Here is a 19,646-nt window from a genome sequence, read left to right on the forward strand (position 1 = left end):
CAGGTCACGAAATATTCAGCCCAGCATCTGCCCGTGCTCGTCCAGCGCCGGGTACGGCTCGCCGCGCTCGCGGTACGCGGGGGCCAGCTCCGGATAGCCCCACTCGAAGGCCAGCCGCGCCAGCTCCTCTGGCGCAAGCTGGGGCGCCTCGTACATGCCCGCCGCCAGCCGTTGTCGCTGCGCCTCGAACAGGATGGTGGCCGCCGCCACCGAGACGTTCAGGCTCTGCACCATGCCGAACATGGGGATGATGATGTTGCCGTCCGCCGCGTCCGCCGCCGCGTCGGCCACGCCCCACTTCTCGGCGCCCAGCAGCACGCAGGTGGGCCGGGTGTAGTCGGCCTCGCGGTAGTCCACGCTGCGCTGCGAGAGGTGCGTGGCCAGCACCTGCACGCCCTGCCCCTGCAATTCACGCACGGTCTCCAGCGTGTCCGCGTGCGTCTGGACCCGCACCCACTTGTGCGCGCTGCCGGAGGTGGCCTCGAAGGTGTTGCCCTCAAAGTCCAGCGGCTTGCCGTTGCCCGGCGGCACGGCGTGGGCGGTGAGCACCCCCACCGCGTCGCAGGTGCGGACAATGGCCGAGAGGTTGTGGGGTTTGTTGACCTGATCCATCAGGACGGTCAGGGTGGGCTGGCGTTTGCTCAGCACCCGCAGAATCTTGGCGTAGCGCTCGGGGGTCATAACACCGCAGGGTAACGCAGCTCAGCCGGGATACGGCGCGGTACGCGCTGCCCAGATGGACCACTCCAGCTGTCCGGCTGGAAAGGTGGTGGACTCATGCCCGCGTAAATAACGCCGCCCCGTCTTCCCGCCGGGTCTCCACCAGATCCCCCCGTGCCGTCAGGTATTCGGCCAGCGCCGCCGTCTGGTCCAGCAGCAGGATGGCCTGCATGGGGCGCAGGCGTGGGTGCAGCGCGTGGGTCAGGTCATGGACAGTGACCGGCGCGGCAGCAGCGTCCAGCACGGCACGCAGCTTGTCGTCGTAGCGGTCCCGCAGGCTCTGGATGCGGCCCTGCCAGTCGTGCATGGGGCCGTCGTGCCCGCCCAGGGCCACGCCCACGCCGTCCAGCGCCTCGATGCGGTCCAGTGAGGCGAGGTAGTGTCGCAGCCCGGCCCCGCGCTGAGCACGCTCTGGCATCAGCGGCGGCGAGTTGCGCGGCAGCAGGTGATCGGCGCTGAGCAGCAGATCGTCCACGCGCAGGCACACCTGCGAGCCGTCGTGGCCGGGGGTGTGAATCACTGTGAACACGTCGTCCAGCACGTCGCCGTCTCTCAAGACGGTCTGCACCCTCACCGCTTCCGGCAGCATGGTGTTGCGGGCGCGGCGGCGCAGACGTTCGGCGTACTCGGCTTCCGTTCCGCCGCCGGTCAGCCCCAGCCAGCGGATGTGCCCCTCCATGTCGGCCTGCCGCGTGACCGGGTCGCCCTGCGGGTGTTCGAGGGTCTGAACGGCTCCCTCATGCGCGGCGACGGGCGCGGCGGTCCGGCTGCGAACGAACGGCAGCCCCGCCACATGGTCCGGGTGCGGGTGCGTGACCACCACGCGGTCCAGGGTCTCCCAGGCCACCGTCTCACTGTAGTCGCGGCGAATGGCCTCCAGCCCTGCCTCCAGCGCGGCGGTGCTGGCCTCGTGGCTCCCCCCGGCGTCCACCAGCGCAGTGTAGGTGGGCGCGGCAGGCTCGCCCCGCACCACCACGAACACGTTCGCGGCGAAGTGCGGAAAGGCCGGCACGCTCAGCGTGTAGACCCGCGTGCCGCCGGACGTGACGTGGCGGGTGGGCCGCGCCGCTGCGGAGGCCGGGGAAGAGACGGGGGTGGAGGCACTCATGCCCGCACCCTAGAGCAGTCGCCCCGGCCAGAGTGTCATTTCAGGTGTCGCCGGGGGCTGTTCTTGTGTCCCGGTCTACTTGCAGCGGATGTCCTGCCCGAACCACTTGTCCGACAGTCTGGCGTAGGTGCCGTCTTCCAGCAGGTTCACGAGTGCGCCGCTCATGGCCCCGTGCAGGGCCGCATTGCCCCTGGCGACGGCCCCGGCGTTGCGCTCGTTGCTGATGGCCTGGCCGATCAGGAACTTGCCGGTCTGGCCCGTCGTCTTGAGCATGTAGGCAACAACCGGGCCGTTGCTGGTCCAGGCGTCCACCCGGCCCGACTGCAGCGCCGCCAGGACGGCCTGGTCATTGGGGTAGGTCCGCACGTCCCGGATGCCGGGAATGGCCTTCAGCACCGGAATCTGTGCGGTGCCCACCTGCGTTCCCACCGTCTTGCCAGCCAGCGCCTGCCGGGTCAGGGGGCCGCCCGCCCTGGCCACAATATTGACTGCGGAGCAGTAGTGCGGCGGCAGAAAGTCCACCGCCTTCTGCCGCGCGGGCGTGATTGCGTGGGAGGCCACCACGGCGTCGAAACGCCCCTGGTTGAGCGAGATCAGCAGGTTGTCGAAGGGCTGCACCACCCACTCCACCTTCAGGCCCAGCGCCTGCCCCAGCGCGTTGCCCAGGTCCACCTCAAAGCCCATCAGCGCCTTGCCCTCGTAGAAGTTGAAGGGCGGAAAGGCAGCCTCGGTACCCAGCCGCAGCGTTCCCGACGCCGTGATCTGGTCCAGGGTGCGCGGGGCGGCCAGCGCGGTGGCGGACAGCAGCAGGGCAGCACTCAGCAGGGGGACAACTCGGATCATGGCAGAACCTCCGGTTAGTGGAGCAGGGTTTTTGGGGGGGCAGCATACAAGGCTGGGGCAGGCTGGGGTGGTCTGTTCAGCATAGGCCCAATGACTGCCGCGCCGCCCACGCGTGGCCCCGCTTCCCTCCCGAGAATCGGCCCACACATTCCGAAATAGAGGCGCGTATTACACTTCTGTCATGAGCCACATGCAACTGGTGCAGGAGCAGAAAGGCGACGGCCTGACGTTTCGGATTCACGCGCTGACCCACGTGACCCGGTATTCGGCGTCCTCGGACGGTGAGCTGGCCGAGACGCGCGTGATGGACGGGCGCTTCACGGTGGAAGCGCAGCTGCACGGCTCCGGCGTGCTGATCGAGCCGGGTGCTTTTCAGTACAGCCACGGCAACATCCAGGCCAAGGTGGAGCAGCAGGCCAAGGGCGGCTTTCTCAGCCGGGCCATCGCCACGGCGGGTACTGGCGAGAGTGCGTTCGCCACCCGCTTCACCGGCCAGGGCAAGGTCTGGACCGAGCCGACGCGCAAGCACTTCATCATCGCGGAGTCCAGCGGGGCCAAGGGCGACGACATGATTCTGGACGACAAGGCGTTCTACATGGCCCAGGACACCATGCAGCTGGGGACCCACACCCACACTTCCATCGCCGGGGCATTGTCGGGCAACGGGCTGCGCCAGCCCAAGCTGTCGGGCAAGGGCATCTTCGTGGTGGAGTCCCCGGTGCCGGTCTCGGAGGTGGAGGTGATCGAGCTGAGCGGGAGCGACAGCCTGATCGTGGACGGCGACCTGATGCTGATGTACAGCGCCTCGCTGAACGTGGAACTGCGCCCGCTGGTGCGCGGGCTGCGCAACGCCATGCGCAGCGGTGAGGGGCTGGTGTTCATGATCAGCGGCCAGGGCAGCGTGTTCCTGACGCCCACCCACCGCAACCTCTCGGCCGCCACGCTGTAGGGGTGCCGCAGGAAAGCGTGAAGGGCCGCGCCGCGCCCCATGCTTTACGCTGCCTCCATGCTGACGTTTGGGGAAGCCGCGCGGCGCGGCGCGGACACAATGGGAGAGGAAGTGCTGCGGCTCTCGGCGCAGGGCGTGCGCGGCATGGTGCTGCTGCCGGAGTTCGAGGAAGCCTTTTACCTGAGCGTCAATCTGCCGGAGCAGCTGGGCCGCCTGTTCGCGCCCATCAATCCCGCCCGGGTTGACGAGGACGCGCTGGAGGGCCTGACCGCGCGGGCCGAGGCGCTGATCCGCACCAGCTTTTTAATGGACGACGCGGTGCAGCGCTTCTACCGGGCGCTGCACAACGCTGGCCTGGACCGCGGCGCGGTGCATGTGCGCCGTCCAGGGCTGCGGTCCAACGAGGAGGCGCGGGTCACGCCCCCCGGCACGGCGGCCCTGCAGGCGGTCAAGCGGCTGTGGGCCAGCGACTGGGCCTTTGGCGCGGTGCTGACCCGGCTGGACGAGACCGGCGGCGTGGGTCTGGACGCCCGCCCCACCCTGGTCCTGCCCGGTCTGAGCGGCACGCCGGACCCGCTGCTGGCCGAGGCGCTGGGCGTTCAGACTGCCTGGGTCAACGAGACCGGCCTTGTCGGGCTGCCCTGAGCGCCGGGGCAGGATGGCCGGGAGATGACATGACGGTGCAGGCCCCCGCTCCCCATCCTCTGCTGTTCGCGGCGCTGGGCACGCTGGTCTTTCTGAACGTCTACGCGCCGCAGAGCCTGCTGCCGGTGCTGGCGCAGGAGTTCGGTGCGGGCGCGGCACAGGTGGGCTTCGTGGTGGGCGCCACCACCCTGGCGATGGCGCTGGCCTCGCCGCTGGTGGGCGTGCTGGCCGACGCCCTGGGCCGCCGGGGCGTGGTGGTCTGGGCCTTTGCGTTGTTGACCGTGCCGGCGGTGCTGGCGGTCTTTGCGCCCACGCTGGGTACCCTGAACGCGGCCCGTTTCGCCCAGGGCCTGCTGATTCCGGGCGTGATGGTGGCCCTCAATGCTTTTATTGCCGAAGAGGTGCCGCCGGCCGGGCGCGCCCGCGCCCTGACGCTGTACGTGACCGGCACGGTGCTGGGCGGGTTCCTGGGCCGGTTCCTGGCGGGGCTGGTGGCGGTCCGCTGGGGCTGGCACGCGGCGTTCTGGCTGCTGGCGCTGGCCTCGCTGGCCGGGTTCTTTCTGGCCCGCGCCGGACTGCCCCCCGAACGGCACTTCACGCCCCAGCGGAACGTGCGTGTGGTGCTGGAAGGCCTGGGCGCCCACCTGAGAAACCCCGCGCTGCTAGCGACCTGCGCGGTGGGCTTTCTGATTCTGTTCACGCTGGTGGGCCTGTTCAACACGCTGACGCTGCGGCTGGCCGCCCCCCCCTACGCGCTGAACACCGCCCAGACGGGCCTGATCTTCGCCGTCTACCTGCTGGGCGTGGTGATCACGCCGGTGGCCGGGCCGCTGCTGGCGTTGCGCGGCCCCCGGATTGCCCTGCTGACGGCGGTGGGGGCCAGTCTGGCGGGACTGCTGCTGACCCTGGCCGCGCCGCTGCCCGTGATCATTGTCGGCGTGGCAGCGGGGGCCTGCGGCGTGTTTCTGGCGCAGTCCGCCGCCCTGAGTGCCGTGCAGCGCGAGGTCACGCGGGCGCGCAGCCTGGCGTCGGGGCTGTACCACGCGGCGTACTACGGCGGGGCTGCCGCCGCCAGCGTGCTGGCCGGTCACGCGTACGAGGTTGGCGGCTGGCCCACAGTGGTGCTGCTGGTGACGGGCAGCATGGCGCTGGCCGGCGTGGTGGGTGTGCTGGGCTGGCGGAAAAGTGGCGCGGTCTGAGCTAGCCTCACACCATGAATCTTGAACAACTGTGCGCTCCCGGCGCGTACCCTGGCCTGCACCTGGAGGCGCATGACCTGACCGAACGGGGCAGCGGCATCCTGGAGATCGTGATCCGCAGCGAGAAGACGCTGAACAGCGTCAACGCTGAGGCCCACCGCGCCCTGACCGGGGTGTGGCGCGACATCGACGCCGCTGAGGGCGTGCGCTGCGTCCTGATCCGGGGTGAGGGGCGCGGCTTCTCGTCGGGCGGGGACTTCACGCTGATTGAGGAGATGAGCAGCGACTTCACCGCCCTGGCCCGCGTGTGGCGCGAGGCGCGCGATCTGGTGTACAACGTCGTGAACTGCGGCAAGCCCATCGTGAGCGCCATCCACGGCCCCTGCGTGGGCGCGGGGCTGGCGGTGGCGCTGCTCTCGGACGTGAGTGTAGCGGCAAAAACCGCCCGCATTCTGGACGGGCATGTGCGGCTGGGCGTGGCCGCCGGGGACCACGCCGCAATCATCTGGCCGCTGCTGTGCGGGCTGAACAAGGCCAAGTACCACCTGCTGACCGGCGAACCCGTCTCCGGCGAGGAGGCCGAGCGCATCGGGCTGGTCAGCCTGTGCGTGCCGGACGATGAACTGCTGGACCGTGCCTGGAAGGTGGCCCGCACCCTGGCGGCAGGCAGCCCCACGGCGGTCCGCTGGACCAAGTACGCCCTGAACAACTGGCTGAGGGCGATGGGACCGACGTTTGACGCCAGCCTCGCCCTGGAGTTCCTGGGCTTCACCGGCCCCGACGTGAAGGAGGGCCTGAGCAGCCTGCGCGAGAAGCGGCCGCCGAACTTCGCGGAGGACGCGCCGATCTGAAGACACTCAGACCTGCAGCCGTGTGAACCTCCCCCTGTTCCCCCCAAAGGAACGCCCGGCCCGCCCCCGCCCCCGCCGCGTTATGGTGGGCTGAACATCAATTCACCCAGGAGGAAGTCCCATGACCAATCAGTCCAAGAGCGACAAACACCCCGTCCGTGTGGCCGTGACCGGCGCGGCGGGCCAGATCGGCTACAGCCTGCTGTTCCGCATCGCGTCCGGCGACATGCTGGGCAAGGATCAGCCGGTCATCCTGCAACTGCTGGAAGTGACCCCGGCCCTCAAGGCGCTGCAGGGCGTCGTGATGGAACTGCGCGACTGCGCCTTCCCGCTGCTCGCGGACATCGTGACCAGCGATGACCCCAACGTGGCGTTCAAGGACGCCGACTACGCCCTGCTGGTGGGCGCGATGCCGCGCAAGGCCGGCATGGAGCGCGGCGACCTGCTGTCGGCCAACGGCGGCATCTTCAAGCCCCAGGGCGAGGCGCTGAATAGGGTGGCCAGCCGCGACGTCAAGGTGCTGGTGGTGGGCAACCCCGCCAACACCAACGCCCTGATCGCCCAGCAGAACGCCCCCGACCTGACCCCCGGCCAGTTCACGGCAATGGTTCGTCTGGACCACAACCGCGCCGTGTCGCAGCTGGCCGAGAAGACCGGCGAGCCCGTCACCGCCATCCAGAACCTGACCATCTGGGGCAACCACTCCAGCACCCAGTACCCGGACCTGAGCGCCGCCACCGTGAGCGGCAGGCCTGCGCTGGAACTGGTGGACCGCGAGTGGTACGAGGGCCAGTACATCCCCACCGTCGCCAAGCGCGGCGCGGCCATCATCGAGGCGCGCGGGGCCAGCAGCGCGGCCAGCGCCGCCAGCGCCGCGATTGACCACATGCGCGACTGGGCGCTGGGCACCCCCGAGGGCCAGTGGGTCAGCATGGGCATTCCCTCGGACGGCAGTTACGGCGTTCCCGAAGGCCTGATCTACGGCTTCCCGGTCAAGTGCAGCGGCGGCAGCTACGAGATCGTGCAGGGCCTGGACGTCTCCGACTTCAGCCGGGGCAAGATGGACGCCACCGCCCAGGAACTGACCGAGGAACGCGACGAGGTGCGTAAGCTGGGTCTGGTCAAGTAACACCACGACTGTCGAGGGGGTGAGGCTTGCGGGCCTTGCCCCCTTTTTCCCATGTATGCGCCCTTCAACGTGCCTGCCCTGCTGGGCCGCCCGCTGGAACTGCGCCTGACGACGGACGGCGGCCTGGCTGGATTGATCTTCCTGATCAAGGCGCACACCGGCCAGGAGCTGTCCAAAGACGACGCCGGACTGCGCGCCCTACACGCCCGACTGGGCGCCGAGTTCGGGGCAGGCCGTCAGACGGCGGTGGAGTGGGAGGAGATTGCAGACGAGGCGTGCGCGGTGGTGGCCGACCGGAAGGGGAGTCGGTCCGCTTCCGCTCTGCCTGACGCCTAACGCCCCGCGATCAGCCCCGCGCCCACCAACGCCACCACCACGCCCACCCATTGCGCGGCCCGCAGGCCCTCACGCAGCACGGTGACGGCCAGCAGGGTGGTGAAGGCCGGGTACAGGCTGGACAGCAGCGAACCCACCGCCAGCCCACCGCCCTGCACCGCCAGCAGGTAGAACAGGTTGCCCAGCGTATCGCCCGGCGCGGAGGCCAGGATCAGCGCCGGGTTTTTCGGGCGCAGGCCCACCAGCCGCGCGGCCAGCACCAGGGCGATCAGCGAGCTGCACAGGCGGGCCGCCCCCAGGGTCCAAAACACCCCCGGCGACTGCGCCTGCCCCAGCATCGCGAAGAAAAAGCCGAAGCCCAGGCCCGCCGCCAGCCCGATCAGCACCCCGTTGTCCTGCCACCTGACGGCATTGCTGCCCTCTCCCGGCGTGTAGCTCAGCAGGCCGGTGCCCAGCAGCACGCCCAGCGCCCCCAGCCAGCCCGGCACGCCCAACACCTCGCCGCCCAGCACGCCGATCACCACCGGTACCAGCGCCGACAGCGCGCCCGCGCCCACCGACACCGCGCCCATCGGTCCCAGCGCCAGGGCGCGGTAAAACGCCAGCACCGCGAACAGGCCCACCGCGCCCGCCGACGCGCCCCACAGCAGGTCGCCCACCGGCGGCCTGGCCTGGCCCATCAGCACCGCAAGCAGCAGCATAATCACCGCGCTGATCGGGTGGGTCAGTGCCACCACCCGCAGCGGCGAGTCGCGCCGGCTGGCCAGCCCCGCCAGAAAATCGCCGACGCCGTAGGTCAGCGCCGACAGCAGGCCGTGCAGGGCCGGATTCAAGAAAGGAGCCTCACCGCAGAAGTGTACAGGGGGCACATGTCATGGGGCAGGATGCGGTTCCCGTCCCCTGGACAGAACACCAACCAAAAAAGAGAGACCGGGAGGGTCTCCCAGTCTCGTCTCGGGTGCGTGGTCAGATGCGGAGCGGAGGTCTAGAGCCGCGCCCGCACCCCACACCGGGGGTTACTCGTCGTCGCTGCGGGTGTTGCTCCAGCCGCGGTCGGCGCGGGCACGCGGGCGGAAGCCGGCGTCGTTGCCCTCGCCGCCCTCGCGGGGTGCGGGCGCGGCGTCACGGGGACGGTCATCGCGCGGGCGGAAAGCGGGCCGGTCTTCACGGGGACGGAAGCCGCCACCCTGAGAGCCGCCACGGTCGTCGCGGCCCTGATAGCCGCCGCCGCCCTGACCACCACGGTCGCTGTTGCCGCGGTAGCCGCCGCCACCCTGACCGCCACGGTCGTCACGGGGACGGAAGCCGCCGCCACCCTGGCCGCCCCGGTCATCGCGGCCCTGGTACCCGCCGCCCTGACCACCACGGTCGCTGTTGCCACGGTAGCCGCCGCCACCCTGACCGCCACGGTCGTCACGGGGACGGAAGCCGCCGCCCTGGCCGCCACGGTCGTCACGGCCCTGATAGCCGCCGCCCTGACCACCGCGGTCATTGTTGCCACGGTAGCCGCCGCCCTGACGGTCGCCGCCGCCGTAGCCGCCCTGTCCGCCACGGTCCTCGCGGGGACGGAAGCCGCCACCCTGGGGAGCGGGACGATCCCCGCTGGGCCGGTCGCCCGCAGGACGCTCGCCGCTCTTGAAGCCGCCCTGGCCCTGGCCTTCGCGCATTTCCTTGATCTCGCGGCGCAGGCCACGCAGTTCCTTGCCCTGGGCCTCGAGCATTTCCTTCATCTCGCCCAGCAGTTCCATCAGGTCGTCGGCATCGATGTACTCGTCTTCCTCGCCGTCCTCGTTCTCTTCGGCGGCGTCCTCACCCGTGGCCTGCATGGCGTCGTCGTCGTTCTCGCCCTGGCCCTCGGTCTGGGCTTCCTGGGCGTCGAGCACCAGGTCCTCGTCTGCCTCGCCTTCCAGCTGGGGCAGGATGTCGCGCACTTCGGCGGGCATCTGGTCGTCTGGGGTGTGACCCTGGCGCGGCTCGTTGTTGTCGGTCATGGTAGTTCTCCTTTTGGCGCGGCTGGTGGTGCCTGCGCTGTTTCCCTGCCGCTTGTCGTTCACGACCCTGGCGGCGAATTCCGGACATTTTCGGCCTGTCTTTTCGGCCAGTGGCACACGTTCTGTGTGCCGGGCGCGGGCGCACCCCCGAGTGTATCACTGCCGGGGCCGCCGCCGCACATGCCTGGCAAGCGGCCCGCACTCCGGGTACGCTGAACCATGACCCAACCTGTGCAAGATGACCTCCCCCAGCACTGGCTCGAAGGCATGCTCGACATCCTTTCTGAAGCGGTGGAAGGCGGCCCGCCCGGCGAGGGCACCGCCTTTCTGGACGGCACGGCGGCGGACGGCAGCGGCAACCACGGCCTGCTGGCCACGCTCGACACCCTCAGCGCGGCGCAGGCCAGCACGCCGGTCCACGGCACCTCCATTGCCGGACACGCCCGCCACAGCGCCCTGCACATGGAGGTGGTGGTGCGCTGGGAACGTGACGGGGACCGGGGCCCGTTCGACTGGAAGGGCAGCTTCCTCCCGGCAGAGGTGGACGACCGACAGTGGGATGAGCTGCGGGTGCGCCTGCGCGCGGCCTACGACGCCCTATGTGCGTTTGCCCGGACCCAGAAGGAGGGGGAGGCGACGGGGGAGGCCACTGGCAGCCTGACCGGCGCGGTGGCCCACGTTGCCTACCACCTGGGGGCGATCCGGCAGATGTCCAAGGCGCTGGCTTGAGGCCGGACACGGGGCCGCTGCGGGTCATGATTGGCGCGGGCGAGCAGCGCTGGGACGGCTGGATCGCCACGCAGCGGGAAGACCTGGATCTGCTGGACCCGGACAGCTGGGCCGCGTGGTTCGGGAACCGACGGGCCGACGCCCTGCTGTGCGAGCACGTCTGGGAACACCTGAGCGAGGCCCAGGGCCGCGCCGCCGCCCGGGTGTGTTTCGAGTTCCTGAAGCCGGGCGGCGTGCTGCGGGTGGCGGTGCCGGACGCCAATTTTCCGGACGCCGGGTACCAGCGCACGGTGCAGGTGGGGGGGCCGGGGCCGGCCGATCACCCCGCCGCCGATCACCAGATCGTGTACGACGCGCCGCTGCTGGCCGACGTATTCAGGGGGGCCGGATTCACGGTGGAACTGCTGGAGTACTGCGACGCGCTGGGCCACTTTCACGCCACGGACTGGGACCTGGGCACCGGGCCGGTGTACCGCTCGCTGCGGCTGGACCACCGCAACGCGGGCGGAAAACTGGGCTGCGTTTCCATCATTCTGGATGCCACCAGGCCTTCCGGAGAGCAGAGCTAACGTCCGGCTGCCGGTGCGCCCTTCTCAGGCCGCTGCGCCTGCCCTACTTGCTGGCCTCGCCCTCCAGCTGCCAGCTTGTCCTGAGTGCCCCGTCCAGCACGCGCACGCGGCCCCGCCCGTTGACGCGGCCCTCGGCCACTGCGAAGGTGCCGTCGGACAGGGCCACCACGTCCATCGGATGTGCCAGCGACATGGGATTGACCTCGCCGCTGGCCAGATCGATGCGTGTCAGTGACCCGGCGCGGTCCGTGACCAGGGCCACGCCGCCGTTGACGCCCAGCTTGTCGGGGTGGCCGGGGAGGGGCCAGCTCCTTACAACCTCGCCGTCCGGACCCAGCCGCAGCAACCGGCCCCCGGCGTCCAGCGCCAGCACGGTGCCGCCCGCCTCCGGGGCCAGGTCCACCGGAGAACCGCCCACCTTCACCCGCCTGACGACATTCAGGGTGTTGGGGTCCAGCAGGCAGATCTCGCCGCTCAGGTGGTGGGTCACGAACAGCCCGCCGCCCGAGAGCAGCACGCCGTCCATCACGTCGGCCAGCGGCAGGCCGTCCTCGCGGGCCACCGTGATCTGCTGGTCCGCCCCGCCCAGCCACCCCACCGCGCCGAGCACGGTCTTGAAGTACACCCGTCCGCCGCCCGGGCCGCTGGAGGCCGTCAGGCCCGCCACGCCGCCAGGCACCGGGTGGCTGCGGACCACCTTCAGTGGGTTGGTCAGCACCTCCAGCACGCGGTTGTTGGCGGCGTCGGCCAGGTAGACCCGGTCGCCCAGCCGCACGCCCTGCGTGAACCACGATGGCTGCGCCCCGTCCGAGCGCAGGCTGGCGGTGACCTGATCGCCGCGCAGCAGGTTCAGGGTGCCGCCCTGGCCGTTGCTGGCCACCAGCAGGCCGCCCGCCGCCGCCACCACCACCGCCGGATCGGGCAGTGTCGCCGCCGCGCCGCGCGAGGGGGCCAGCAGCGCCCCGAGGGCCAGCACGCCCGACACCGCCGCCGCGCCCATCAGCAGCGGCCAGAACCGGCGTGACGGATGGCGGTGGCTGGGGTGGCGCTGTCGACCGGGGAGAGCGTGGGCGGCGGGAGGCCCCGTCCCGGCCTGCCGCGCCGCGTCCATGACCCCCGCCCTCAGGTGGGCGGGCGGTGGCAGCGGCGGCACATCCTCCAGCAGCGCTGCCTCCAGTGCACGCAGCAGGTCAAGGTGGGCGCGGCAGCCGGGGCAGGCCGCGAGATGGGCGCGCAGTTCGGGCGTCAGGGCCTGGCCCAGGCCGATGCGTTCTTCCAGTTGCTGCCCCACCGTGTCGCAGTGCCGGGTTTCAAGGAGCAGGGTGTTGTCGTTCATTCCAGCCATGACGCCGCCTCCTTGCCCAGGCCCGCGCCTTCCAGCACCGCCCGCAGATGTTTCAGGGCGTAACTCAGCCGGCTCTTGACCGTGCCCACCGGCACGTTCATCGCGCCCGAGATCTCCTCGCGGGACTCGCCCGCCAGAAAGGCGCGTTCCACCGTCTCGCGGTGCGCCGCCGACAGCTGTGCCAGCGCGGCCCGGATCTGCTCGCGGCGCTGGGCGTCCTCGCTGCGGCCCACCGGACCCTGGCCCGTGTCGGGCAGCGGCAGTTCTGCGCCCTCGTCGGTGAACAGCGGCAGGGTGGTGCGGGTGGCCCGCAGGCGGTCCAGCGCCCGCGAACGCGCCATGACCAGCAGAAAGGTCTTGAGCCCCGCCCGCGCCGGATCATAGGTGCCGGGACGTTCCCACAACCGCAGGAACACGTCCTGCAAGACCTCCTGCGCCGCCGCGTCGCCCAGCAGGCGGGTCAGGACGGCCAACACCGCCCCCGCGTGCTGGTCATACACCTCCGAGAGCGCCGCCTCGTCGCGCTGGTGCAGGCGCCAGGCCAGCGCCGTATCTCTCTCCAGCGCCGTGCCGTGTGTTGCAGAGGCCTCCTCTGGACCGGCCTGCGCCGCGCCATGCCTGTCGTTCCCCGCCGCAGCGGCGGGGGGCCGGGGGCGCAGGGAAGAGCGGAAATCAGGCACGGCCAGCCACGTCATACCCAGCATACGGGGCGCGGGGGGCCAGAGGTTCGATCCCGGGCGGCGGCATCCGTCCCCCCCTCCCCGCGCTACGCTGGCCCCGCCATGACACAGTTGCCCCCCACCCCGCAGGAATTCCCGACCTACCGCGTTCAGGAATTCCTGCCGTCGTTCCTGCTGGGCTGGGGGCTTGGCGCGCTGCTCACCTTTGGCGTGCGCGCCCTGGCCGACGCGCTGCTCACCACCCCCTGCGAGGGCCGCACGCTGCTGGCGCTGATCGTGCCGCTGCTGCTGGGGCCGGGCGGCCTGGGCTTCACGGCCCTGAACTGGCGGCGGGCGTCGCGGGCGGCGCTGGGGCTGGGTCTGGTCATGGCCTCGCTGATGCCCGCCCTGTTCGTGGGAGCGCGTGACATTGCCGGGCTGCGCGGCAGCGGCTGCGCCGGCGGCTACGTCGTGCTGGCGCCGGCAGGTGGGGACTCCGTTTCCAGCATCACGCTGCGGGTGGGCGAATCGCGCGAGCTGACCGGGCGCGTCGGCGGTTTTACCCCGCAGGAGTACCCCGGCGAATTCAGGCTCAACGGCCAGGGCAGCGCCGCCGACATCGTGGTCACGCTGCCCAGAACCGCCGTTCGCGCCGGCGAGGTCTTTCCACTGACGGTCACGGTTCAGCCGGGGGCCGGGGTCAACACCTACACGGCGGGCATTCAGGCCACCATCCTGAAGGATGGCCGGACGGTCAGCGCCGATGGCACCCTGGAAATCAACGTGCGCCCCGCCGAGGTGAAATAGGCAGAAATCGCCACGGGCTTGTTGGGGCGCTGCGCCCGCGCCCCTGCCAGCAGCAGAGGCCCGCCTGCCACGGTTCCCCGGTCCGGCAGGTGTTACGTTACTTCCCGTGAACGTGACCGAAGTTTCCAGCATTGCGCTTCAGACCTTTTTAACCATGCTGGTGGTCATGGACCCGATTGGCCTTGCCCCCATCTTTATCGGGCTGGCAGGCAACCGGCCCAGTTTCGAGCGGCGCAAGGTGGCCCTGAAGGCCGCGCTGGTGGCCGGGGGCATCATCCTGGTGTTCGGACTGGTGGGGCGCGGGCTGCTGGAACACCTGGGCATCAGCCTCAGCGCCTTCCGGGTGGCCGGCGGGGTCCTGCTGTTCCTGATCGCGCTGGACATGGTGTTTGCCCGGCCCAGCGGCAGCAAGGAAACCGCCGAGGAGGAGCAGGAGGCCCAGGAACGGCAGGACATCAGCGTGTTTCCGCTGGCGATTCCGCTGATTGCCGGTCCCGGCACGCTGGCCTCGATCATGATTCAGGCCAACACCGCCCACGGCAACCCGCTGCTGCTGACGGTGGTGTTTCTGGTCACGGCCGCCGTGCTGCTGCTGTGCTACCTGGCCCTGCGCCTGAGCGGCCAGATCGCCCGCGTGATCGGCGTGACCGGCGTGCATGTGGTCACGCGGGTGCTGGGCGTGCTGCTGGGCGCACTGGCCGTGCAGTACGTCGCCGACGGCGTGCTGGAACTGGTGCGCGGCGGCCTGCGCACCGGCTGAGCCGGGGGCGGCCACGGTGGGGGCGGCTGGGCCATTTCGCTTACGTCCACAGCCTCCACACTACGCGCCCCGGCCAACATTCTCAGGATTTCTAGGCCATAGAATGCGGGGCATGACAGTCAAGGGCAGGGTGGAAGAACTCGGACGACCATCTCACGGCGCCGCCGTTCCGGACGTCACGGCCGGGGCGCGGGTGGTGCCGGATCTGAACGCGCCGCGCGTGCTGGTGCTGAATGCCTCCTACGAGCCGCTGCATGTCACCAGCACCAAGCGGGCCATCACGCTGCTGCAGTACGGCGTGGCCGAGGTGCTGGAAGACAGCGGCGACGTGATCCGCTCGCCCAGCACGGTCCTGAACGTGCCCAGCGTGATCCGGCTGCGCCGGTACGTGCGCCGCCCGCGCGTTCACCCGGTGCCCTTCAACCGCCGCAACGTCCTGCGCCGCGACACCTTTGCCTGCCAGTACTGCGGCGCGTCCGAGGAACTGACGCTGGACCACGTGTTGCCCCGGTCACGCGGCGGGCGGCACAACTGGGACAACGTGGTCACCGCCTGCCGCGCCTGCAACCAGCGCAAGGGGGACCGTACCCCCGACGAGGCCGCCATGCCGCTGCGCACGCACCCGCACGCCCCCACCTTTGGCGTCTACGCGCACGGCCAGTTTGCCCACTGGCAGCCGGAGTGGGCCAACTACATCCGCTGAGGCGGGGCTGGACGGAGCGGGCTGCCCTCCGCACACAAATACAAATAAATAAGGGGGCCAGCTGCAGACGCGGGATGGCCTCTCATTGACTAGACTGCGGCCCATGAACCGCACCCAGGCCCATGCGCTGATGCTGGAACACACTCCGTCCCCGTCGCTGCAGCGGCACATGCTGAATGTCGAGGCCGCGATGCGCTGGTACGCCCGCCACTGGCAGGAGGATGAGGAAACCTACGCCGTGACCGGCCTGCTGCACGACTTCGACTACGAGCTGCACCCCGGCGAGCATCCGACCTGGGGTGTGGCGTATCTGCAACAGCACACCGATACGCCCCCGGAGGTGCTGGACGCGATCATGGGCCACGCGGCCTACACCGGCACGCCGCGCACCTCCCGGCTGGCACGGACGCTGTTCGCGGTGGACGAGCTGACCGGACTGGTGCAGGCGGCGGCGCTGGTCCGTCCCGACGGCGACGTGGGGCAGGTGGAGTTAAAGAGCCTGAAAAAGCGCTTCAAGAACCGTGCCTTTGCGGCGGGCGTCAACCGCGAGGAGGTCGAGCAGGGCGCGCGGGAACTGGGCGTGGAACTCGACGAGCACATGGCCAACGTGCTGGCGGCAATGCGCGAGATGGCCGCCACTCCGTTACAGCAGGCATAAAGTTGCAGCAGGCATAAATAAAGCCCTCTCCGCTGGGAAGAGGGCCTGGGGTGGCGGCGCCCTACGCGCGGGGTGGAAAGCGCACGAAGGTCAGCCAGAAGTCCTCGAAAGCGCGGATGGCGTGCAGGAAGTTCTCGAAGCCCACCGGCTTAACCATGTAGCCGCTGGCGTGAAACTCGTAGGAACTGCGCACGTCATCGTCGGCCTGGCTGGTGGTGAGCATCAGAACCGGAATGCTGACCAGCCGGGTGTCGGCCTTGATCTCACGCAGCACTTCCAGGCCGTTCTTGCGCGGCATGTTGATGTCGAGCAGGATCAGGTCCGGGCGCGGGGCCCCGGCGTACTCGCCCTCGCCGCGCAGAAAGCGCAGGGCCTCCACGCCGTCGCGGGCCACGTGCAGCCGGTTGGGCACGCGGGCTTCCTCAAAGGCTTCCAGCGTCAGCAGGATATCGGGTTCGCTGTCCTCGACGAGAAGAATCTCGATCTGACGGGCGGGGGCAGGCGACTGTGCGGTTTCAGGCATGGTGGGGGTCCGTGATCTCTGGGGGCGGGGCGTCGGGAGGCGGCGAATCTGGCGGCTGTAAAGCTGAAGTCAGAGCATCCGGGGTTTGGGAATCTGGCGAAGGGGCGGCAGGCAGCGTGAAGTGAAAGGTGCTGCCGTGGTCCGGGGCGGGCAGCGGCGTGGAGTCCAGCCACAGCGTTCCACCGTGGTATTCGACAATCTTACGGCAGATGGCCAGTCCCATTCCGTTCCCGGCGTAATCCTCGCGTCGGTTCAGGCGCTGAAAGATATCAAAGACCCGCTCACGGTACTCGGGCGCAATGCCAATACCGCTGTCCTGCACCGTCACGTGGATCATCTCGCCCTCCTGACAGGACTGTACCCGAATGCGGGCGGGCGCTCCCGGCACAGTGAACTTCAGGCCGTTGCCGATCAGATTGACCAGCAGGCGCGTGAGCAGCGGGGCGTGGGCCAGCACCCGGTGGGGGGTCTGCCAGTCCAGGCGGCCGCCGCCGGCCTCCAGCACCGCCTCCATGCTCCGGGTGACGGCGTGCAGGGCGTCGTCCAGGGCCAGCGGCTGCATCCGGACCTCGTCGCGGCCTACCCGCGAGAACTCCAGCAGGTCCTGAATCAGGCTGCGCATGCGGGTCACGGCGTCCTGCATGAAGCCGATGTAGGTCTCGGCGCGCTCGTCCAGCTGCCCCGAGTACCGGCGTGTCAGCAGCTCGGCGTAGCTGCCCAGCGTCCGCAGCGGCTCCTGCAGGTCATGGCTGGCGACGTAGGCGAACTGCTCCAGATCGGCGTTGCTGCGCTCCAGATCCTCGATGGCCTCCTGCAACAGCTGCTGGGCACGCAGGCGCTCGGTGATGTCCTGGACCATCAGCACCGCGCCGGTGACCACGCCCGTGTCCGACAGCATCGGCGTGACCACGCTGGACACCGGAACCGCGTGGCCCTGGGCGTGCCACAGCACGTCGTGGGCCACGCGGCGCGTCTGGCCGTCGCGCAGGGTCTGGTGAACCGGGCAGTCCTCCAACGGAAACGGCGTGCCGTCGGGGCGGCTGTGGTGAATCAGCTCGTGCTGCTTGCTGCTGATCAGCCGCTCGATGCTGTAGCCCAGCAGCCGCGCCGCCGCCGGATTGGCAAAGGTGGTGCGCCCCGAAGCGTCCAGGCCGAACACGCCCTCGCCCGCAGCAGTGAGCAGCAGCGTGGAAAAGCGCGTGACCTCGGCCAGTTCGCGGGTCCGGACCTCGACGCGGCCCTCCAGTTCGGCGTTCAGGGCTTTGAGCGCGGCCTCGGCCTCCTGCACGGCGCTGATGTCGGTGTAGGCCCCGATCCACTCGCGCACGCTGCCGTCGTCGCCAACCACCGGTACGGCCCGGACCTGCATGGGCACGTACACGCCGTCGGCGCGGCGCAGGCGGTGTTCGATGCTGTAATTCTGCGCCAGCGCCATGGCCTCGGCCCAGGCCTGGGTGGTGTGCTCGCGGTCATCCGGGTGAATGGCCCCGATGGCGGTGGCGGGGTCCAGGTACTGTCCGGCCGGTTGCCCGGTAAAGGCTTCCCAGTCGGGCTGCGGGTGGTGGAAGTTGCCCTGCGCGTCGGTGGAGAACACGATCTTCGAGGTGGTTTCCACCAGGGAGCGGAAACGCTGCTCGCTGCGGCGCAGTTTCTCGCGGGTCAGCCGACGCTCGGTCACGTCGGAGAACACCGTGGTGACCTGTTCGGGGCGGTCCGTGCCCGGCGCGCGGCGCGGAATGGCCGTGACCTCCAGCCAGCGCCATTCCCCGGTTCGCGGATGAAACACGCCCATCGGCACTTCCAGCAGGGCCTGCCCGGTCTGCAGCGCCTGAATCGACGGATGGGTCTCGCCCGGCAAGGCCGAGCCGTCCGGATGAATGGCCTGCCAGTGCGGGTCAAGTGAATCGCGCCCGGTCAGCTGATCCGGGCTCAGGCCCAGAATGGCCGAGGCCGAGGCGTTGGCATGCAGAATCCGGGTGTCGGCTCCCTGCACGGTCATGCCCAGGCCCATGCGGTCCATGATGTCCAGGGCCACTTCCAGCGGGTCATGCGACTCGCGGAAATGCAGCAGCGCTGCCCCCGGCCCGGCCGGGCTGATGGTCGCCAGCGCCGGGGCCACCGCGCCGGGCATGGTGACCGTCAGCCGGGACCCCTCGCCCCGCAGGGCCTGGGCCGTGGCGTTTCGCAGGGCCTGGGCCGCGTCCGGCCGAAACAGGGTGGCCCAGCTGTCGGCGGCCTCCGCGCCCTGCAAGCCTTCCAGCCCTCCCAGACGCTCGCGCGCTGCGGCGTTCAGCTGAACCTGGCCACCCGCGCTCACCCACACCGTCGGATCGGGCAGGGCCGACAGCAGCGCGGCGGCCTCCGCTCCGGCAAAGGGGGCGGCCGCAGCGGAGACGTCGGCGGCAGGCTGGTGGGTCACGTCGGTCACATCGGAAGCTCTGGTCTTAGCCGCGCAGGGCGTAGCCCACGCCCCGCACCGTCCGCAGCAGGCCGTACCCGTCCAGGTCACGCAATTTGGCCCGCAGGTTGGCCATATGCACGTCGACCACATTGCTGCCCTCGGGCAGGCGGCCCTGCCAGATTTCCTGACCGATCTCCTGGCGCGAGTACACCCGGCCCGGCTGCCGGATCAGCAGCGCCAGAATGTCGAACTCCTTGGGCGACAGCCGCAGTTCCTCGGCCTTGTAGGTGACCAGCCGCTTCTGGGGGTCCAGCGTCAGGTCCCCCATGTTCAGGCTCTCGGTGGTGCGCTGGCGCAGCTGCACCTTGACGCGGGCCAGCAATTCGTCGGGGTGAAAGGGCTTGATCAGGTAGTCGTCGGCGCCCAGGCCCAGCAGCCGCACCTTCTCGTCCACGGTGTCGCGGGCGGTCAGGACGATGATCGGCACGGCGCTGTTCTTGCGCAGGCGCTGCACCACGTCGCCGCCGTCGAAGTCGGGCAGGCCCAGATCCAGCAGGATCAGCGCGGGATGGTCCTCACGCGCCTTGATCAACCCGTTCATGGCCGAATCGGCATGGTCAACCTCAAATCCGGCGTCGGTCAAATCCATCTTGAGGACGTTGGCGATGTCCAGGTCATCTTCGATGATCAGAATGCAGGGAGAGGTCACGCCTTCATGATA

The 19,646-nt window shown here is 69.9% G+C and carries 22 protein-coding genes; 12 read left to right on the plus strand and 10 right to left on the minus strand.

The genetic code is table 11. The annotated features are described in order from the left end of the window. Nucleotides 1-15 precede the first annotated feature (15 nt). The 3 genes from trmH to IEY31_RS09905 form a co-directional block, all read right to left on the minus strand. Nucleotides 16-681 carry a tRNA (guanosine(18)-2'-O)-methyltransferase TrmH gene (gene trmH / locus IEY31_RS09895; protein WP_188971463.1) on the minus strand — a complete coding sequence of 222 codons (666 nt, stop codon included), beginning with the start codon at nt 679-681 and terminating at the stop codon, nt 16-18. A gap of 94 nt (nt 682-775) precedes the next feature. Further along, nucleotides 776-1,828, minus strand: coding sequence for an MBL fold metallo-hydrolase (locus IEY31_RS09900; protein ID WP_188971466.1), 1,053 nt, complete (start codon nt 1,826-1,828; stop codon nt 776-778). A gap of 75 nt (nt 1,829-1,903) precedes the next feature. Next, on the minus strand, nt 1,904-2,671 hold the full coding sequence (locus tag IEY31_RS09905; RefSeq protein ID WP_188971468.1) for an ABC transporter substrate-binding protein: 768 nt from the start codon (nt 2,669-2,671) through the stop codon (nt 1,904-1,906). A 181-nt stretch (nt 2,672-2,852) separates the two neighbouring features. Between IEY31_RS09905 and IEY31_RS09910 the strand changes: the two genes are divergently transcribed. From IEY31_RS09910 to IEY31_RS09935, 6 genes are all read left to right on the plus strand, one after another. After that, a complete protein-coding gene (locus tag IEY31_RS09910) occupies nt 2,853-3,620 on the plus strand; it encodes an AIM24 family protein (protein WP_229723467.1) in 768 nt (255 codons plus the stop codon). 57 nt (nt 3,621-3,677) lie between these two features. Next, nucleotides 3,678-4,265: a hypothetical protein gene (locus IEY31_RS09915; RefSeq protein ID WP_188971470.1), complete on the plus strand. Its 588-nt coding sequence runs from the start codon at nt 3,678-3,680 to the stop codon at nt 4,263-4,265. Between the two features lie 29 nt (nt 4,266-4,294). Further along, a complete protein-coding gene (locus IEY31_RS09920) occupies nt 4,295-5,464 on the plus strand; it encodes an MFS transporter (protein WP_188971472.1) in 1,170 nt (389 codons plus the stop codon). Between the two features lie 14 nt (nt 5,465-5,478). After that, nucleotides 5,479-6,315, plus strand: a complete 837-nt coding sequence (locus IEY31_RS09925) for an enoyl-CoA hydratase/isomerase family protein (RefSeq protein WP_188971474.1) — start codon at nt 5,479-5,481, stop codon at nt 6,313-6,315. Between the two features lie 121 nt (nt 6,316-6,436). Continuing rightward, entirely contained in the window at nt 6,437-7,444 is a 1,008-nt protein-coding gene (locus IEY31_RS09930; protein WP_188971476.1) for a malate dehydrogenase, read from the plus strand. A 51-nt stretch (nt 7,445-7,495) separates the two neighbouring features. Beyond that, on the plus strand, nt 7,496-7,780 hold the full coding sequence (locus tag IEY31_RS09935) for a hypothetical protein (protein ID WP_229723468.1): 285 nt from the start codon (nt 7,496-7,498) through the stop codon (nt 7,778-7,780). Here IEY31_RS09935 and IEY31_RS09940 read toward each other — a convergent pair. Together IEY31_RS09940 and IEY31_RS09945 are read right to left on the minus strand one after the other, a co-directional pair. After that, nucleotides 7,777-8,613, minus strand: a complete 837-nt coding sequence (locus tag IEY31_RS09940; protein ID WP_229723469.1) for a DMT family transporter — start codon at nt 8,611-8,613, stop codon at nt 7,777-7,779. The genes IEY31_RS09935 and IEY31_RS09940 overlap by 4 nt on opposite strands. Nucleotides 8,614-8,796: 183 nt before the next feature. Then, nucleotides 8,797-9,771 carry a hypothetical protein gene (locus tag IEY31_RS09945; protein ID WP_188971478.1) on the minus strand — a complete coding sequence of 325 codons (975 nt, stop codon included), beginning with the start codon at nt 9,769-9,771 and terminating at the stop codon, nt 8,797-8,799. Nucleotides 9,772-9,990: 219 nt separating this feature from the next. On the opposite strand from IEY31_RS09945, the gene IEY31_RS09950 reads away from it, so the two are divergent. Together IEY31_RS09950 and IEY31_RS09955 are read left to right on the plus strand one after the other, a co-directional pair. Further along, the gene (locus IEY31_RS09950; RefSeq protein WP_188971480.1) at nt 9,991-10,500 is read left to right on the plus strand and encodes a DinB family protein; all 510 of its coding nucleotides are present in this window, start codon (nt 9,991-9,993) and stop codon (nt 10,498-10,500) included. Then, entirely contained in the window at nt 10,497-11,069 is a 573-nt protein-coding gene (locus IEY31_RS09955; RefSeq protein ID WP_229723470.1) for a class I SAM-dependent methyltransferase, read from the plus strand. The genes IEY31_RS09950 and IEY31_RS09955 overlap by 4 nt, the downstream gene beginning before the upstream one ends. 43 nt (nt 11,070-11,112) lie before the next feature. Here the strand turns inward: IEY31_RS09955 and IEY31_RS09960 are convergent, their stop codons facing one another. Together IEY31_RS09960 and IEY31_RS09965 are read right to left on the minus strand one after the other, a co-directional pair. Beyond that, nucleotides 11,113-12,414, minus strand: coding sequence for a hypothetical protein (locus tag IEY31_RS09960; RefSeq protein ID WP_188971482.1), 1,302 nt, complete (start codon nt 12,412-12,414; stop codon nt 11,113-11,115). Further along, nucleotides 12,402-13,109, minus strand: a complete 708-nt coding sequence (locus IEY31_RS09965) for an RNA polymerase sigma factor (RefSeq protein WP_188971484.1) — start codon at nt 13,107-13,109, stop codon at nt 12,402-12,404. The genes IEY31_RS09960 and IEY31_RS09965 overlap by 13 nt, the downstream gene beginning before the upstream one ends. An 87-nt stretch (nt 13,110-13,196) precedes the next feature. Between IEY31_RS09965 and IEY31_RS09970 the strand changes: the two genes are divergently transcribed. The 4 genes from IEY31_RS09970 to IEY31_RS09985 all read left to right on the plus strand — a co-directional run bounded on the left by IEY31_RS09970 (nt 13,197) and on the right by IEY31_RS09985 (nt 16,001). Beyond that, nucleotides 13,197-13,880 (plus strand): hypothetical protein, encoded by a 684-nt coding sequence (locus IEY31_RS09970; RefSeq protein WP_229723471.1) that lies wholly within the window; start codon nt 13,197-13,199, stop codon nt 13,878-13,880. 106 nt (nt 13,881-13,986) lie between these two features. Further along, nucleotides 13,987-14,640, plus strand: a complete 654-nt coding sequence (locus IEY31_RS09975) for a MarC family protein (RefSeq protein ID WP_188971486.1) — start codon at nt 13,987-13,989, stop codon at nt 14,638-14,640. A gap of 112 nt (nt 14,641-14,752) precedes the next feature. After that, nucleotides 14,753-15,343: an HNH endonuclease gene (locus IEY31_RS09980; RefSeq protein WP_188971488.1), complete on the plus strand. Its 591-nt coding sequence runs from the start codon at nt 14,753-14,755 to the stop codon at nt 15,341-15,343. A gap of 103 nt (nt 15,344-15,446) precedes the next feature. Beyond that, the gene (locus tag IEY31_RS09985) at nt 15,447-16,001 is read left to right on the plus strand and encodes an HD domain-containing protein (protein ID WP_188971490.1); all 555 of its coding nucleotides are present in this window, start codon (nt 15,447-15,449) and stop codon (nt 15,999-16,001) included. A 61-nt stretch (nt 16,002-16,062) separates the two neighbouring features. Here IEY31_RS09985 and IEY31_RS09990 read toward each other — a convergent pair whose 3' ends face one another. The 3 genes from IEY31_RS09990 to IEY31_RS10000 are packed head-to-tail and all read right to left on the minus strand — an operon-like array spanning nt 16,063 to nt 19,634. Next, nucleotides 16,063-16,524: a response regulator gene (locus tag IEY31_RS09990; protein ID WP_188971492.1), complete on the minus strand. Its 462-nt coding sequence runs from the start codon at nt 16,522-16,524 to the stop codon at nt 16,063-16,065. Beyond that, the gene (locus IEY31_RS09995; RefSeq protein ID WP_229723472.1) at nt 16,517-18,952 is read right to left on the minus strand and encodes a PAS domain-containing sensor histidine kinase; all 2,436 of its coding nucleotides are present in this window, start codon (nt 18,950-18,952) and stop codon (nt 16,517-16,519) included. Before IEY31_RS09995 ends, IEY31_RS09990 begins: the two co-directional genes overlap by 8 nt. A 16-nt stretch (nt 18,953-18,968) precedes the next feature. Continuing rightward, nucleotides 18,969-19,634, minus strand: a complete 666-nt coding sequence (locus IEY31_RS10000; protein ID WP_188971496.1) for a response regulator transcription factor — start codon at nt 19,632-19,634, stop codon at nt 18,969-18,971. Nucleotides 19,635-19,646: the final 12 nt, after the last annotated feature.

This window comes from Deinococcus aerolatus (assembly GCF_014647055.1).
In the GTDB taxonomy this organism is placed as follows: domain Bacteria; phylum Deinococcota; class Deinococci; order Deinococcales; family Deinococcaceae; genus Deinococcus; species Deinococcus aerolatus.